The following is a 14,737-nucleotide window of genomic DNA, read 5'->3' as shown; positions in this document are numbered from 1 at the left end:
CTTAGTTGGACAGACGTTCGGCGGCGCGATTCAAAACGTGCACGACCATCGCAATCGCGTGCGGTACCACCTGCTTGCCTACCCGTACCCTGTCGTTTTGATCGGTCGACGACAAGACTATGCCGCCCACGCGATACGAGTAAGTACCACCTTCAGTCAGCAAGGGACGGATGTCGGTAGCATTGGCTGCCAGCGGATTAAAGTCTGCCAGCGCGGCGTTCACCAGACTGGCGTCATTCAAATTTTGGCTATAGTAATAATCGTTGACCCATTGCTCCCAACCTGAGTGGTTTTTGGCCGAAGTAGTCCAGGTGTGATGCGGTTGCAATAAATCGGTGGAGTGCATCACAAAGCCCAGACTCTGCAGACTTGGCTTGGCCAAAAATTGCTGAAACCAGTACTGCGCCAGATTGTCGATAGGCTGAAATGGGGCTTTTTCAAAATCAGCATATTGATTAACATTAGAGTTGCCGCCGTGACGATAGTGCGCCTCGGTGATGCCATAGGTATTGTATTTGCTGCTGTCGCCGAACCAGCCCTTGAGCCCGCCTGCACCATCATCCAGGTAATCACCGACCAACCAGGCAGCGGCCAGATTATCGATGTCGCCGGCCACGGTCAGCTTGGCATAGTTGTAGCCGCCAAAAGGATTGCCATGCACGTCTGGTCCTGCGGTATGGTTTTGAAAATGCCAGTATGACGTGTACTTGACGATGCTTTGCGCTGCGCCCCAGACTGGTGCCAACTGGCAATTACCAGTGGTGGCGCCGCAGATATAGGTGTCGGCGAAATCATCGACATCGTAGGCGCCCTGCCCCATGGCGGTGGCAAATTGCTCTACCGTGTAACCGGCGCGTGCCAGACCTGCCGCCAACTTGGTGTAGTTGGTTTTGTCAGGGTTGTTTTTCATGAAGCTGACGGCATCCATCGCTATGCGACGATGGGTCTCTTGCTGAAAAGCTAAAGCGGGAAGAGCGATACAAAATGCAGATGCGAGTACTGTCAATCTTAGTGCTGATTTCATGGGGAGGTCCTTGAAATAGTGGAAGATGAATCGTCGTTTGCTAGTGCTGTGTACGAAATTTTTCGTCAGGTATTGAAACACGATTGATGATTTTTTAGGCAGCAAGGATATAGAGTGTCACATCTAATTTTTTCACTACTGTCGTCATCGGCTAGACATAAATAGCTGCTATTACTGACGACTCGACCTATCACTTCGAACCCGCTCAATATGGAACAAAACGGAACAATGCGGCTCAGCAGGGTGCGGCCAATGTAATCCGAAAACTGCCCTGAGCGGACATGATCTGCTGCGATGCAAGCACCAAAATTGAAATCGTTATTCGAAGTGGAAGCATGCCTCACCTACGACCGACCCCGCAATGGATAGCACCGATAGAGCCCTGCAATTACTCGCGTATCACACCGCCTTGGCGCGTGGGACGGATGTAGCTAAGCCACGCAATTTAGCAATAAGCCTGACGGTCGAGTCAACGGGCGTTTTTGAATTTCTTAAATAACACCACCCCGCTCACGCATATTCTATGCGGGTTTGCAGCCATGCCGGCCTGCAGTCCGCATGGAATATGCGCGCTGGCAGTGGGTCGTTTTTGATTTTTTATTTGCTAGGGAATCGCAATAAGATCGATTTAAATTTTTCATATTGCCGGCTCAATGTGAATTGAAATGCTGGGCTGATAAAACTCTAGCCCAGCCTACGGGCTTTTAACAGACAGCGCTACAATTGCTCAAGTTCTTAATGCGACATCAGTTTACTAGACAAACTGTTCGTGTAATATGCTTTGTTGCAGCGCTGCTAGATGCAAGACTTACTGACGGCGTGAAACCGATCACCTGATGCTTTCTTCTCTGAACACAGGCAAGCAAGTTGCCACTCTAAACGTCGAATATATGTCTGTTAACGATAACCTTGACCCGCCACTGAAGCGCACAGCAGTGCGGATAGCTGCTTGCATTGTACTTACCGCGCTGTTTTGCGGTCTGCTGATGGGCGCGCTCATGTACAGCGCTCCACATAACGCTTTCATTGTAGCGATGGGAGATATCTTCGTGACTGGTGGTTTCCCCACATTCGAAGGACCTGGCGGCGCGTGGCTTGCGCTCGCCGCAGGCCTGATGTGGGGATTATGCTTCATTCTCGCTGGCGCATTCCCGTATACAGCCTGGTTGATTTACCGGGCAAACAATGATTACAAAGATAGCGTAATGAAACAAAAAATGGAAACTTATTACGGAGCCTCTGCACTCAAACAGTCGAGTAAGCGCGCCGAGTAATGATGCAAGCGTGTGCCATCAGGATTTGGTGGGGCGACATTTTTCTGAACATCGCGGTGGATCAAGTAGAAGGCCGGGCTAAGGTTTTATCAGCCTGGCACTTACACGAGCCAGGACTCTAGATAGAATAGTCGCGGGCGGATTGCACTCCACCCTACACTGGCTGACGCGGCCTTAAATACCAGCAGCAAGCAATAGTTAGCATTGTTCTAAAAGATCACAAAGATCACAAAGATTACAGAGACGGCAAAAATATTTTTAATTTTCGATCAACAATGATTGCAGCACAACCAGGGCAACTAGCATGATCATACTTATTGCAGGACTCATTCTTTTTCTCGGCGTCCACTCTATCCGTATCTTCGCTGACGGCTGGCGCTCGACACAGATGCAACGCATGGGGGCCATGCCCTGGAAAGGCCTGTACGCTAGTTTGTCTGCGACAGGTTTCTTATTGATTATTTGGGGTTTCGGGCTGGCGCGGTCTAGCCCGCTGATTTTATGGACGCCGCCAAGCTGGGGCCGCCATCTGGCAGCGGCGCTGATGCTATTGGCCTTTCTATTTTTGGTTGCCGCCTATGTGCCAGGAAATCGCCTCAAGACGATGCTCGGCCACCCTATGCTGGTCGCGACTAAGACCTGGGCCTTCGCCCATTTGCTGACGAATGGGACGCTCGCTGACCTGGTACTTTTTGGATCGTTTCTGATCTGGGCGATTGCCGATTTTGCGGTATCACGCCGCCGTGACCGCTTAGCAGGCATCAGCTATCCGGCGCTCGGCATCGGCCGCGATGTGCTGGTCATCGTCATCGCGCTGGCGGCCTTTATATGGTTTTCCCTTTACGGTCACGCATGGCTGATTGGGGTGCGGCCATTCGCCTGACGGTTTTTTAAGCGCGACTGTCTAGTGAGGTAAGGATATTTAAAAAATCAGCACCGCTATCGCGCATATTCCATGCGGGTTTGCAGCCATGCCGGCCTGCAGGCCGCGTGGAATATGCGTGCTGGCGTGCTTGGTTTTTAGAATTTTTATCCTGCGGCTCAGTGGTATTTTTGACGGTCTGCGGCTACGTTGCTAGTCTCAAGCAACCGGCTCAATCACAACCTGTACCGCCGTGCTGCAAAAACGCGAAATCCCGTATTCGATGGGGACCGCATCTTCATCGACGTAGACAGTTTCAACATACAGTATCGGCAAGGCGCTGGGCTGACCGAGTTGCTGAGCCACTTCCTTACTCGGCATACGCGCCGTGACCCGGCTCATGCGACGTTGAAATTGTAAAATGCCAAATTGTTCTAAGGCGAGATGGGTGATGCCGTTTTTGGCATACAGTTCGGCTAGTCCGGCGAAGCGCGGTAATGGAAAATACTGGGTACACACGCCGATCACCTTGTCATCGACCACGTCTAGCGTCTCTACGCACAGCACGCTGGCTTGCGCTGGCAGATCGAGTAATTGGCGTAGCTCTGCACTTGCCAGTAGCGTCGACCAATGCAGCACCTGACTAACGCCAACCCGGCGCGCATTGGCGACACTGTGCGCCAGGCGGGTACGACGGCCGACTTGATAATCGATCAGGTCTTCCCGCACAAAGGTGCCTTTACCGTGCTGCACATCGACCATGCCGCGCTCTACCAGCGCTTTGATCGCTTGTCGCACCGTGTGCCGGTTAACGTTGAAGCGTTCGGCTAAAGCGGTTTCATTGGGTAAGCGATGATGTAAATGGCCGGCCAGAATATCGGCACTAAGCGCCTCTTCAATTTGCCGCCAGACGCTCACGCCTGCACTACGGATGATGTTATTTTGATTCATGCGCAATTCTGACATAGCTTAAGGAAAAAGATTGCGCCGCGCCAGCGCAAATGCAATGCTCATGCCGATACCGCTAGTGATAGCCACCGCCTGCACCGATTCTGCCACCTGTAAAACTTCATAAGGACGGGGGCCACTGGCATACACACCTTGCCAGCGCTCTCTCACCTCTAAAGGTTTTTGCAAGAGATCTTGCGCCAGCTGGAGGATGATCGTATCAATCTCAGCCTGATTGAATGGCGACACCGATTCAGCCACGGCATGCGAGTCACCGATGATCAGATCCCCGCTATCCCCGACTTGTTGCACGATCAAATGGATACCGTGTGTCAGTAGCGCAGGATGGCTTTGTGCCACTTCGCGCCGCAATGCCGCCAGGCGATCGGCGAGCGCCGGGCACTCAGTAAAAGCGCCATAATGCAGCGTCGATAAGCCTGTCATGAGAGTCGGGCCTAGGCTTATCCCCGGGTTGACGACCCGCTGCATTTGCAAGGCACACTGACGAATACCTAGCGCAGCAAATTGACTAGGATACAAAGTCTTGAAATCATGCCCAGAACACACAACCACTTCATCCGCCGCGTCTACCCCGCGACTAGTCTGTATGCGCGGCAAATCTATGCGGTTCACTTGCACCCCGTACTGGAAAATGACACCGTGGCGTACCGCTAACCAATCCGCCAACATGGCGATGGCCTGACGTGCGTCTAGCGCAATTTCGCTGCCACTGAATAATCCGCCTAGGCCATGCGCATGCTGTGCGGCGACGCCTGCTGGCCCCAGCAGTTTGCTACCGTAGTAACTGCCTCGCTCATGCTGAAAAGCCTCCAGCACGTCCAACTCTGTGCGGCTGCGTGCCACCACCAGGCTACCCTGTGCCTTGTGCCAGCATCCGCTTTCTGTCAAAAATTCCAGCCACATGCTGCGGCTTTGTTGCGCCAGTTCGAACAAGTCGCCACTGGGCTGCCCTAGCACCAACCCCAGCCCGAAATTACGCACCGAGGCACCGCTAGCGCGATCCTCACGCTCATACACCGTGACCGTATCACCGCGCAGGCTAGCGGCCCAGGCATGCGCTAGCCCGACGATGCCAGCGCCGACAATGGCGACTCTATGTTTGCACTGATTCAAGGTCGATCGCCTTGCGCCATACGCGCTTCGATCAGATCGATGACGGCGGGTAGATCGGCGATACTATCGATCACATAATGCGCACCGGCGCGTGCCAGTCGATTAGCGGCGGCATTGCGTCTTGCGGCCGTTTGATCTGCCGATAATTGATCCATCTCGGCCAAAGTCAATCCGTTTTCATTGCCGGACAGCGACAAGCCTACGGTCCACATGCCAGCGGCCAGACCTTCTTCTATGCCGGGCAGCGTGTCATCAACCTTAACGCAAGCGCGTACATCACCGATACCGAGTTCGATTAGATTGGCCAGCGCCATCCAGGGCCCAGGGCGGCCACCCGCTTTCAGATCATCAGTGGCCACCGCATGCGCTACCGTCAGACCTTGCGAGGCCGCGTGCGCCAGCAGTTTATCCATCACCACGCGCGGATAACCTGAACAGGAACCAATAGCGATATCGCGTGCTTTCAGTTGCGCCAGGACCGCTAATGTGCCGGGTATCAGATCGGAATACGCAGCGACGCGCTCGATTTGTAAGGGCAGGAAAGCGGCATACAGGGCATCGACGTCGGCGTCGCTCATGGCACGGCCATAACGCTGCTGCCAACGCTGGGCTACCCCACTTTGCTTGCCGAGTGCCTGGATGTGATCCCATTTGGCCAGCCCCATAGGAATGCGGGCTTCGTCCAAGCTTACCGTGACTTCGAAGCCGGCGAAGGCGTCGATCAGAACCTGAGTCGGTGCAAAGGAACCGTAGTCCACCAGGGTGCCAGCCCAGTCGAAAATAACGGCACGTACCGGGCCTTGGTAGTTGCGTTGGTAGCGATAGTTTGTCGTGTTGAGAGTCATGTTGGTAAGCGATAAAATAAAAAGTATTAAAGACAGATATCCATTTTTTTCAAGGCATGCGCGATCGCATCGAGCGCGATCTGCATTTCGGCCTGGCCTAGCGCACCGATACAGCCGATTCTAAAAGTCTCGGCCGAAGTCAATTTACCCGGATAAAGGATCACGCCCCGCTCTTTGGTCAATTGGTAAAACTCACTGAAATTCCAGTTCGGATGCGCCGGTGCATGCACCGTCACGATGATAGGAGCCTGCAACTCTTCAGGTAAAAAACTCTGTAATCCCTGCTCTTGCAAACCTTGAATCAGGGTCTGGCAATTGGCGCTGTAGCGCGCCAATCGCGCAACTCTGCCGCCTTCTGCATCAAACTGATCGAGCGCCACCATCAAGGCGGCCATCACATGCGTCGGTGGTGTGTAGCGCCATTGCCCAGTCTGTTCCATATACCGCCATTGTTGATACAGATCGAGCGACAGCGAATGTGCCTGGCCGCTGGCCTGTTCCAGCGCAGCAGTTTTGCAAAGTACAAAACCCATACCCGGCACACCTTCCAGGCACTTGTTGCTGGAGGCGATCACGGCATCAAAGTCTAAGTTGTTGGCCGATAAAGGCAGCGCTCCGAAAGCACTCATGGCATCAATGATCAATTTTTTACCAGCTGCCGCGACCACTTCAGAAATGGCAGTGATAGGATTGAGTATGCCTGTGCTGGTTTCGCAATAGACCACGGCGACATGCGTGATCTGCGGGTCGCTGACTAAAGCTTCGGCGACCCTGGCAGGATCGACCGCTGCGGTTTCGCCGAAATCCAATACGCTGACCTGGCGCCCGATTATTTCTGTGAGCTGGGCGATGCGTTTGCCATAGGCACCATTGACCAGACAGAGCAATTTTCCATCGCGCGGCATCAGAGTACCGATTGCTGCTTCCACCGCAAAGGTGCCTGAACCTTGCAAAGGCACGCAAGTATAGTGCTCGCCACCATCGATGAGCGCCACTAAGCGCTGACGTAAGGAGGCGGTCAGGGCATTAAAATTACTGTCCCATGAACCCCAATCGTGCAACATGGCGGTCTTGGTTGCCAGGCTGGTAGTGAGTGGACCGGGAGTAAGCAGTAGGGCATCACGCATGCTAAACCTTTAAAAAAATAGTTGTGGAATGAGAATTTAATGTTTACCGGCGAAGTTGCGACAAGTTGCGCCAAGCCTGGCCTTTATGACTGAGCCACCAGCCAGCGCCATTCATCAGTAGCGTGACCAGCAATGAACTGATGACGATCAGGGTTGCCATAGCGGCCGCGGCCGCGGTATCGCCAGCATCATCCATATTCAGGATCGCCAGCGCGGCAAGTACCGTATCTGGGGTGTACAAAAAAATGACACAGCTGACCGTCGTCATACTGGAAATGAACAAATAACGCGCCACGTCCAACACGGCGGGCAGGCTCATTGGTAAGCTCACACGCACAAACGTGTGCCACCAGGGGCGCTGCAAACTGCGCGCGACTGCCTCAATTTCGCCATCAAGCTGGCGCAATGAAGTGCTAAGTGTTAGATGGGCAGTGGTATAGAAATGGGCAATCGTGGCAAGCACCATCAAGCTCATGCTTCCATACAAAAAATGCAGAGGATTGCCAGGCGCGTTGAAAAACAGCACATAGCCTAGCCCAAGTACCAAACCTGGCACCGCCATCGGCAACAAGGCCAGGCTGCGTATGGTCGCCACCATGCTGCCTGGCACTGGTAGTTTTTCAACTAAATAGGCGCTGACAAAAATAGCTGCTGTACCAAATATTGTCACCAGCATGGCCATGCGCATACTGTTATAGAAGGCTTGCCAGCCACCGCCATCCAATTGATCGAAATCGAAATGCGACCAGGTAAAGCTCATGTCGTAAGGCCACATTTTTATAAATGCGGCGACACAGCCTACCCCGAGTAAAGCCAAGAGAAACACCGACACCAGCAAGCACAGCAGCGCTAAAATCCCATCACGCATACGATTTTCGCGCGGCTGATACACCACGGAGCGACCACTCATTTGGCCGCTACGATGGCGCGACAACCAGCGTTCAACCATAAAACTCAATACCGCCGGCAACAGCAATAAGACCCCGATGACCGCGCCTTTACTAAAATTTTGCTGACCGATGACCTGTTTATAGGCCTCTAGCGACAAGACATTCATCTGTCCACCGATGACTTTCGGGATGCCGAAATCGGTAACCACCAGCGTAAACACCACCATCGCGGCGGACACCAGCCCATAACGGGCATTGGGCAGCGTCACCGTGATAAAACGACGAAATTTACTGGCACCGAGTGTTTCTGCCGCCTCATACAAGCGGCTGTCACTGACACTCAACGCCGCCGTTAATATCAACAAAGCATGCGGAAACGTATAAAAAACTTCGCCTAACACGATACCGATAGGGCCATAAATTGTAGCGCCCGCCATCCAACTTTTTAACAAGCCCTGGTTACCAAACAAATACACCAGAGAAATCGCTGGCATTAAAGAAGGTGCCAGCATCGGTGCCAAGGCAATCAATCTAAAGACCTTGCGTCCAGCCATGCGGCTACGCGTCAAGGCGAAGGCGAAAGCCAGTGCCAACGGCAGCACTATGGCCAGCGTCGCCAGCCCCAATGCAATGCTATTGCCAGCCGCGACCCGCAGTCTTGGTTCGGCCAGTAGCGCCGCCCAATTCGCCAGTCCTATGTAGGCACCATCGCGCGCTTGCGTGCTCATACTGAACATGCTTAACAAGGGCGCAGCGATGAAGATCAGCATCAGTAAAGCGAGACCCGCAAGCAGCCAGACGGCGAGCTTTTCGTCAGCACTGCGGAACGCCGACAAACGCGGTCTGGACGATAAAATCGTAGTGATGGCAGCCATCCTCATGAGGCCACCGCAAACACACGGACTTTGTGTGCAGGAAGGCTGACAGGAACCCGGCGCCCCGGTTCTAGTGTGGCGTAGCCGGCATCATTTGGCCCGACATCGGCAAAGATAGACATGGCACGATCCACGCATAGCGATAAGCTGGCGCGTCTTAGTCCGCCATGAAAATCAACCCGGTCGACGATCGCCATCATGGAGTCTGTTCCAGCATGCCAATGGGTTTCGATTTTTACGTCTTCCGGACGGCAAAATAGACTGGCTTTATCCGCACCGGGCGGCAGCTCTACTTTGATAGGCAGGCCAGCCAGAGTAGCCACGCCATGCGCCGAACGGCATAGCGGCAACCAGTTGGCACGCCCGACGAAATCAGCGACAAAATGCGAAGCCGGATCGCGATAGATTTGCTCCGGACTACCAATCTGCTCAATCTGCCCCTTACTCATGACCACCACGGTATCGGCAATACTCATCGCCTCATCCTGATCATGCGTGACCATAATCGTGGTCACACCGAGCTTTTGTTGTAAGCGACGCAGCTCTTGACGTAGTCGTTCACGTACTTTTGCATCCAGGGCGGATAGCGGCTCGTCCAGCAGCAACAGGCTAGGCGAAGTGGCCAGCGCGCGGGCTAAGGCAACCCTTTGTTGCTGACCGCCAGAGAGCTCAGCCGGATAGCGATTTTCTATGCCATTTAAGTCTATCAAATCAAGTAATTCATTGACCCTCTGGGTCTTGTGGCTACGACTCTGACGTAATGCATAACCTATATTCTGGGCCACCGTTAAATTCGGGAATAGCGCATAGGATTGAAACACGATGCCGTAATTACGCTTGGCGGGCGGCAGATTGCCGATCTCACTGCTGCCCATAAACAAGCTACCGGAGTCCTGCACCTCCAGCCCTGCAATGATACGCAGCAGAGTGGTCTTGCCGCAGCCGGAAGGTCCTAGCAGGCAAACGAATTCGCCTTTCCGGATATTCAGATTGATATCGTGCAGCGCCTTAAATGCACCGAAATGCTTGCTGATATTCGAGATGCGCAGCCAACTGTCTGGCGCATCGTTGGGCGATAGTGCGTGATCCATATTCATGTGGCAGCGGTCTTTTCTATCAAGCTATTTAGTCGGTTCAGGTAATGCGTCAAAGGGGGAACCACCAGGCCGCATACCTTGGCGGCGTCGTCGCAGCGTCGCAATGCTATGGCTAACCCGGCTTGTGGTTGAGCGATAAAGGCGCAGGCTTGACTGTCATCCATGACCCCACCCTGCAGCGCCAGGCTCAGCTGCGATGCCTCGGATAGCTCAGCCAGGTAGCCAGGCTGGTGGTGACACAAGTAGCGCTTGGCATCCACATGCAGGCGTATCGTCTCAATCACCGCTGGCGGTAGTAGTCCACGCAAGTAAGGCACAACTCTGAACTGATGCAGGTCATCCTTACCCTCAGCCAGCTCATCATCGCTTTGCTGAAACAGCATGTGGCCAAGATCGTGCAAGAGACAGGCGATCACTAAGTTGTCGTCACCGCCAGCTTGCTCCGCCAGCCAGGCCGCCTGCAGTGCATGTTCGGTCTGGGTAATCGCTTCGCCGCCGTAAAGCTGCGTCCCCGCTTGTTCAAACAGCGCGACGATTTGATCGCTAGAAAGACGCTTAGTCATATTGATTTCAAAAAGATAGGACTTACGCAAAACCGCCCCAGCGTCGTTGTATCCGCCTTGCCGTACTAAAGTACTGTCTTCGGCGGTACGCCTAGCCGGAGCAATTTTGCGTAACTCCTAAGGAAAATAATGCGTCCGGAAAAATAGACCGGACGCCATTCTTAAAGCTTACTTAGGTTCGGATTTGCCGTCGTAACGTTTGTTCCACTCGGCTAAAATGCGGTCGCGGTTATTCGCCGACCATTTCAGATCCTGCTTGATTAGCAGTTGTTCGTAGTTAGCTGGAATAAGTGGATTATGTTTGGCAATGCCTGGGTAGGCCACGATGGCAAAATTATTTGCAAATAATTCGTTAGCAGACTTAGAGGCAGACCAATCAGCCAGTTTGCGTGCAGCCTCGAGATTTTTTGTCCCTTTCATGATGCCGGTCGCTTCCACATCCCAACCCAAGCCTTCCTTAGGGAAGATCAAATCAATTGGCGCACCGCTGTCTTTTAACTTGGCAGCGCGATATTCAAAGGCGATACCAATTGGGAATTCGCCACTAGCGGCTTGTTTGCAAGGCTTAGAACCGGAATGCGTGTACTGCGCAATATTGACATGCAACTGATCCATATAGGTCCAGCCGTCTTTCTCACCGAATTGTGTCAGCCAGCCACTCACATCAAAATAACCGGTGCCGCTGGAGGCCGGATTTGGCATGACGATCTTGCCTTTATATTCTGGCTTGAGTAAGTCTTTCCAGCTCTCTGGTTTCTTCAAACCTAACTTGCCAGCTTCGACCGTGTTGAAACAAATGGTCGCGCCCCAGACATCCATACCGACCCAACTTGGCGGTGTGCTGTCGTCGACAAAACGCTTGTTCAGCTTTTCCAGGCCTTTCGGTGCGTAGGCATGTAACATGCCCTCTTTCTCCAGCACCAGCAATGAGGTAGCGGCAACGCCCAACACCACATCGGCTTGCGGTGAAGCTTTTTCAGCTAATAATTTTGCGGTGATAATGCCGGTGGAGTCGCGCACCCAACGGATTTTTATATCCGGATATTCTGTTTCAAATTGACGCTGATACGATTTCAACTGATCGGCTTCCAGCGCGGTGTAGACCGTCAAATTAGTTTCGGCAGAGGCCGCAAGACTGACCAGGCAAAACAGTGAGGATATGGATTTCAACAATGTAGGGAATTGCATCGAATACTCCTTTGGGTAAAATGGTATCGCTGCGATACCGGAGCTTCGAATTGTAAAGAGGCATTGTGACATCATCGTGACGTCTAGATGACTTATTGCACTTGATGTCAACGAACTGTGATTACGGGATCTGGCGGCAACGCCAGCATCTTAAGTTCAACTGGCTAAAGCAAAAGACAAAAACCAAAACGCCGCTACCTCTGCGCAGAACAGACTTACGTGTTTTTGAAGCTATCCTAGTCTGCGCAAACCTTATGCTGGCGTAATTGTTTAGCTCGCTATACTAAGCCCTTCTCCCGCTAGCGGGAGAAGGGTTGGGATGAGGGTAGTTCAAATTTGCACAATGTTTGATTTTTCATCGCGTTAAGTGCATCCTTTATTTGGAAGCAAGCGTTGCTCAACCACCCTCACCCCTGCCCTCTCCCGCCAGCGGGCGAGGGAGTTTTCATTGCGGGCTGAACAGTTACATGCTGGCACTCAAAAATTCCAAGAGCAGCGCTATCACGCATATTCCATGCGGGTTCGCAGCCATGCCGGCCTGCAGAGCGCATGGAATATGCGCTCTGGCCGGGGCTGTGTTGAGATTGTTTATTTAGGCTAGATCAGCACCCATGCAGCGATGTGCAAGGGGCAATCGTCCCCCAGCTGAGCCGTTCAGGGTTTTCGGCCCTGGAACACGAAGAAGCTTTTTCCGCTGGTCTCGCGCAGTAGGAGATTGAGCCCGAGCACCCCTCCATCGCTGCCGACGTCAGCATAAGCGACACCAGTTGCTGCGCCTTGGAAAGCACAAGCGCTACCACTAAAGATGGCGGCCACCGAGTAAATGTTTTTGGCACTATCAGTCATAGGCTTCACACGGCTATAGCTAAAAACACAGGCTGGATTGGCGCTGATGAGCATGCTATTCGGATCAAGATTCGACAATGTCAGACTCATCAAGGCGTTATCCGGGGATTTGCTATTGTATTTACCCAGCAAATTCTCGACCGTAAGCGCTTTATCGTATTGACTGTCATAGTTGAGCGTGACGGTGCGCGGGTCGCTGCCATTAATGCCCACCGTCACCTGGAACTGCAGAGACTTCTGCGTGCTACCGGATTGCGGCGACATTGCGGCCGAGCCCACGCTTTCAAAGAAGCCACCCGTCTGGTGTCGATAATAGCCAGCTCCGCTGCTATTGAGATTGCCGACGACAAAATTATCACTACTAAAGCCGCTCATGAAGAGCGCTTCAGCCGGTGCGCCATTGGCAGCATTGGCGATGGCATAAGCCGAACCAAAACCATCGGCAAGCATGTCGATGGCGAGCTCGTTGCTGCTTGACTTAGCAGCCCCATGCCACAAGCCTTCCGGGTTAATTTTTACTGGGGGTGGGGGCGGAGGTGGTGGTGGCGTAACCGAACTGTCTGAAGCTCCGCCACCGCAAGCGCTCAAGAGGCAAAACGACAATGGGACTAAGAATGAAATGCGAGACATATTTGTCCTTTCAATAAAACAGGAAGCAACTTTTAGGCCTACCAGAAAAACAAAAATGCTAAAAATCCGCTAGCGGAGGTTCGCGTCTAATGGCATCAAAATCGACCACGGCTTCCTGCGCTCCGTTCATGTACAAACGTTTTTTCTGGCGTGGATAGTCGCATACATCTTGTTCTAAATTGACGCGAGCCGCTAATAAAACCAAAGGCGCGCTGCCATTATTGAAGATCGTATGCGCCACCCCATTTTTGGGAAAACCAAGAAAATCTCCAGCATCGATTGCATAGCGCAGTTCTTCAATGATCGCCTCACCATGGCCAGAGAGTACGTAGAAACATTGCTCCTCGTATATATGGCGATGATATTCCGCATACTCTCGTCCCGGCATCACCGTCATCAGGTGAAAGCCAAGATCGTTAAGACCAGTTGCGCCGCTAAGTGACTTCGAGAGTCGCATGGCTTCAGGGTTAAGTAGGTGCGCCTTGGAATGCGCGGGCATTTCCAAAATATCTACAGCTTTTAAAAGTTCTCTAGGAGTCGTCATGGCAGTTTTATATAAAATAGTGAACTAAAATTTTTATCATATTTGGCAAAAAACGCGGTATTACAGTTTTCATTTTAGTTACTATAGTTTAGCAGCCGCGCAATGCCTGCGCAGAATGCATTACGGCATGCTGCATTAAAAATGTCGCATGCCGCAGATCGAACTCATTTCAATTTAAAAGTGCGACTTATTTTGTCTTTTAATTTATTCGCCGCGCAGCAGCTTCCAGATCGACACCAGATGAAACCATAACCACAAAGGTGCAGGCAGAAAAACAGCGTACATCATGGGGTGGTGAGGGCCGATTTGCGGCAGCAGTATCAAGGCCAGCGTACTGGCGACGATTAAGATATCGGTCAGGCCAAAAATATTGGCAAACCAGGCGCGTCGATTACCCTGCACCGCACTGGCCACCGAGAATGCCGCGATCAGACCAAAGAAGCCGGCACCAATATGGGTAAAGCCATCGATGATGCCAAAAGCTTGCGGCAAGACACCGAGGCTGGCAAACATCAGGAAAGTGCCACCGAAGAAAGCCCGTATGCCCTGCAATAGCATGAGTTGGCGCTGATCCAAACTTAGTAGCAAATTGCGTATCGATGGGATCAGGAATAACAGAGCGCCAACTAAGCCTACGCCAGCAAAAATAATCGCCAAAAATGCGATCCCCGAGATGTCTTTAGGGAACAGGCTTTCGCTCGATAGCGCCAGATGCAGCACGCCTAGCCAGACCAGCATCCCGACCGCGATGCCCAGGCCTAATTTGCCGAGGGGTTTGAAAATGGACAGCGCCCACAGGGTGTAGACGATCATCAGGACGTCTAGTCCTAGCATGATGGAGGTAGCAGAGATGTTTAACATGATTATTGGCCTTAAGTGATATGATGACG

General features: G+C 52.6%; 15 protein-coding genes. 3 read left to right on the top strand and 12 right to left on the bottom strand.

Going from position 1 to position 14,737, the window contains the following annotated elements:
• Position 1: 1 nt before the first annotated feature.
• Positions 2 to 1,024, bottom strand: coding sequence for a phospholipase C/P1 nuclease family protein (locus EJN92_RS10740; RefSeq protein ID WP_126127819.1), 1,023 nt, complete (start codon positions 1,022 to 1,024; stop codon positions 2 to 4).
• Between the two features lie 361 nt (positions 1,025 to 1,385).
• Here EJN92_RS10740 and EJN92_RS21555 point away from each other — a divergent pair, with 361 nt between their 5' ends.
• From EJN92_RS21555 to EJN92_RS10730, 3 genes are all read left to right on the top strand, one after another.
• Positions 1,386 to 1,523 carry a hypothetical protein gene (locus tag EJN92_RS21555; RefSeq protein ID WP_170174839.1) on the top strand — a complete coding sequence of 46 codons (138 nt, stop codon included), beginning with the start codon at positions 1,386 to 1,388 and terminating at the stop codon, positions 1,521 to 1,523.
• Between the two features lie 337 nt (positions 1,524 to 1,860).
• A complete protein-coding gene (locus EJN92_RS10735) occupies positions 1,861 to 2,298 on the top strand; it encodes a hypothetical protein (RefSeq protein WP_126127818.1) in 438 nt (145 codons plus the stop codon).
• A 304-nt stretch (positions 2,299 to 2,602) separates the two neighbouring features.
• The gene (locus EJN92_RS10730) at positions 2,603 to 3,181 is read left to right on the top strand and encodes an NnrU family protein (RefSeq protein ID WP_126127817.1); all 579 of its coding nucleotides are present in this window, start codon (positions 2,603 to 2,605) and stop codon (positions 3,179 to 3,181) included.
• Between the two features lie 198 nt (positions 3,182 to 3,379).
• Here the strand turns inward: EJN92_RS10730 and phnF are convergent, their stop codons facing one another.
• The 11 genes from phnF to EJN92_RS10675 all read right to left on the bottom strand — a co-directional run bounded on the left by phnF (position 3,380) and on the right by EJN92_RS10675 (position 14,708).
• The gene (phnF, locus tag EJN92_RS10725; protein ID WP_157984352.1) at positions 3,380 to 4,111 is read right to left on the bottom strand and encodes a phosphonate metabolism transcriptional regulator PhnF; all 732 of its coding nucleotides are present in this window, start codon (positions 4,109 to 4,111) and stop codon (positions 3,380 to 3,382) included.
• Positions 4,112 to 4,129: 18 nt separating this feature from the next.
• On the bottom strand, positions 4,130 to 5,242 hold the full coding sequence (locus EJN92_RS10720) for a TIGR03364 family FAD-dependent oxidoreductase (RefSeq protein WP_126127815.1): 1,113 nt from the start codon (positions 5,240 to 5,242) through the stop codon (positions 4,130 to 4,132).
• Positions 5,239 to 6,087, bottom strand: a complete 849-nt coding sequence (gene phnX / locus EJN92_RS10715; protein ID WP_126127814.1) for a phosphonoacetaldehyde hydrolase — start codon at positions 6,085 to 6,087, stop codon at positions 5,239 to 5,241. Before phnX ends, EJN92_RS10720 begins: the two co-directional genes overlap by 4 nt.
• Positions 6,088 to 6,113: 26 nt before the next feature.
• Entirely contained in the window at positions 6,114 to 7,214 is a 1,101-nt protein-coding gene (locus EJN92_RS10710) for a 2-aminoethylphosphonate--pyruvate transaminase (protein WP_126127813.1), read from the bottom strand.
• Positions 7,215 to 7,257: 43 nt separating this feature from the next.
• Complete coding sequence (locus tag EJN92_RS10705) at positions 7,258 to 8,979, bottom strand: putative 2-aminoethylphosphonate ABC transporter permease subunit (RefSeq protein WP_227869507.1); 1,722 nt, start codon at positions 8,977 to 8,979, stop codon at positions 7,258 to 7,260.
• 2 nt (positions 8,980 to 8,981) lie between these two features.
• The gene (locus EJN92_RS10700; protein ID WP_194074988.1) at positions 8,982 to 10,070 is read right to left on the bottom strand and encodes a putative 2-aminoethylphosphonate ABC transporter ATP-binding protein; all 1,089 of its coding nucleotides are present in this window, start codon (positions 10,068 to 10,070) and stop codon (positions 8,982 to 8,984) included.
• Positions 10,071 to 10,072: 2 nt separating this feature from the next.
• Positions 10,073 to 10,639 carry a phosphonate degradation HD-domain oxygenase gene (locus EJN92_RS10695; protein ID WP_126127811.1) on the bottom strand — a complete coding sequence of 189 codons (567 nt, stop codon included), beginning with the start codon at positions 10,637 to 10,639 and terminating at the stop codon, positions 10,073 to 10,075.
• Between the two features lie 168 nt (positions 10,640 to 10,807).
• Positions 10,808 to 11,827, bottom strand: coding sequence for a putative 2-aminoethylphosphonate ABC transporter substrate-binding protein (locus tag EJN92_RS10690; protein ID WP_126127810.1), 1,020 nt, complete (start codon positions 11,825 to 11,827; stop codon positions 10,808 to 10,810).
• A 654-nt stretch (positions 11,828 to 12,481) separates the two neighbouring features.
• Positions 12,482 to 13,303 carry a hypothetical protein gene (locus EJN92_RS10685; RefSeq protein WP_126127809.1) on the bottom strand — a complete coding sequence of 274 codons (822 nt, stop codon included), beginning with the start codon at positions 13,301 to 13,303 and terminating at the stop codon, positions 12,482 to 12,484.
• Positions 13,304 to 13,361: 58 nt separating this feature from the next.
• Positions 13,362 to 13,847 carry a cupin domain-containing protein gene (locus tag EJN92_RS10680; protein ID WP_126127808.1) on the bottom strand — a complete coding sequence of 162 codons (486 nt, stop codon included), beginning with the start codon at positions 13,845 to 13,847 and terminating at the stop codon, positions 13,362 to 13,364.
• Between the two features lie 204 nt (positions 13,848 to 14,051).
• Positions 14,052 to 14,708: a hypothetical protein gene (locus tag EJN92_RS10675; RefSeq protein ID WP_126127807.1), complete on the bottom strand. Its 657-nt coding sequence runs from the start codon at positions 14,706 to 14,708 to the stop codon at positions 14,052 to 14,054.
• Positions 14,709 to 14,737: the final 29 nt, after the last annotated feature.

The organism is Undibacterium parvum, assembly GCF_003955735.1.
In the GTDB taxonomy this organism is placed as follows: Bacteria; Pseudomonadota; Gammaproteobacteria; order Burkholderiales; family Burkholderiaceae_D; genus Undibacterium; species Undibacterium parvum.
Note: the sequence above shows the minus strand (reverse complement) of the source record. Positions and strands in the feature narration are given on the sequence as shown.

Bases quoted from the DNA above. Each gene is read 5' to 3' on its own strand.
- EJN92_RS10695 (WP_126127811.1), bottom strand. From the start codon at position 10,639: ATGACTAAGCGTCTTTCTAGCGATCAAATCGTCGCGCTGTTTGAACAA.
- EJN92_RS10705 (WP_227869507.1), bottom strand. From the start codon at position 8,979: ATGGCTGCCATCACTACGATTTTATCGTCCAGACCGCGTTTGTCGGCG.
- phnF (WP_157984352.1), bottom strand. From the start codon at position 4,111: ATGAATCAAAATAACATCATCCGTAGTGCAGGCGTGAGCGTCTGGCGG.
- EJN92_RS10730 (WP_126127817.1), top strand. From the start codon at position 2,603: ATGATCATACTTATTGCAGGACTCATTCTTTTTCTCGGCGTCCACTCT.
- EJN92_RS10740 (WP_126127819.1), bottom strand. From the start codon at position 1,024: ATGAAATCAGCACTAAGATTGACAGTACTCGCATCTGCATTTTGTATC.
- EJN92_RS10690 (WP_126127810.1), bottom strand. From the start codon at position 11,827: ATGCAATTCCCTACATTGTTGAAATCCATATCCTCACTGTTTTGCCTG.
- EJN92_RS10685 (WP_126127809.1), bottom strand. From the start codon at position 13,303: ATGTCTCGCATTTCATTCTTAGTCCCATTGTCGTTTTGCCTCTTGAGC.
- EJN92_RS10710 (WP_126127813.1), bottom strand. From the start codon at position 7,214: ATGCGTGATGCCCTACTGCTTACTCCCGGTCCACTCACTACCAGCCTG.
- EJN92_RS10680 (WP_126127808.1), bottom strand. From the start codon at position 13,847: ATGACGACTCCTAGAGAACTTTTAAAAGCTGTAGATATTTTGGAAATG.
- EJN92_RS10675 (WP_126127807.1), bottom strand. From the start codon at position 14,708: ATGTTAAACATCTCTGCTACCTCCATCATGCTAGGACTAGACGTCCTG.
- EJN92_RS21555 (WP_170174839.1), top strand. From the start codon at position 1,386: ATGGATAGCACCGATAGAGCCCTGCAATTACTCGCGTATCACACCGCC.
- phnX (WP_126127814.1), bottom strand. From the start codon at position 6,087: ATGACTCTCAACACGACAAACTATCGCTACCAACGCAACTACCAAGGC.
- EJN92_RS10700 (WP_194074988.1), bottom strand. From the start codon at position 10,070: ATGGATCACGCACTATCGCCCAACGATGCGCCAGACAGTTGGCTGCGC.
- EJN92_RS10735 (WP_126127818.1), top strand. From the start codon at position 1,861: ATGCTTTCTTCTCTGAACACAGGCAAGCAAGTTGCCACTCTAAACGTC.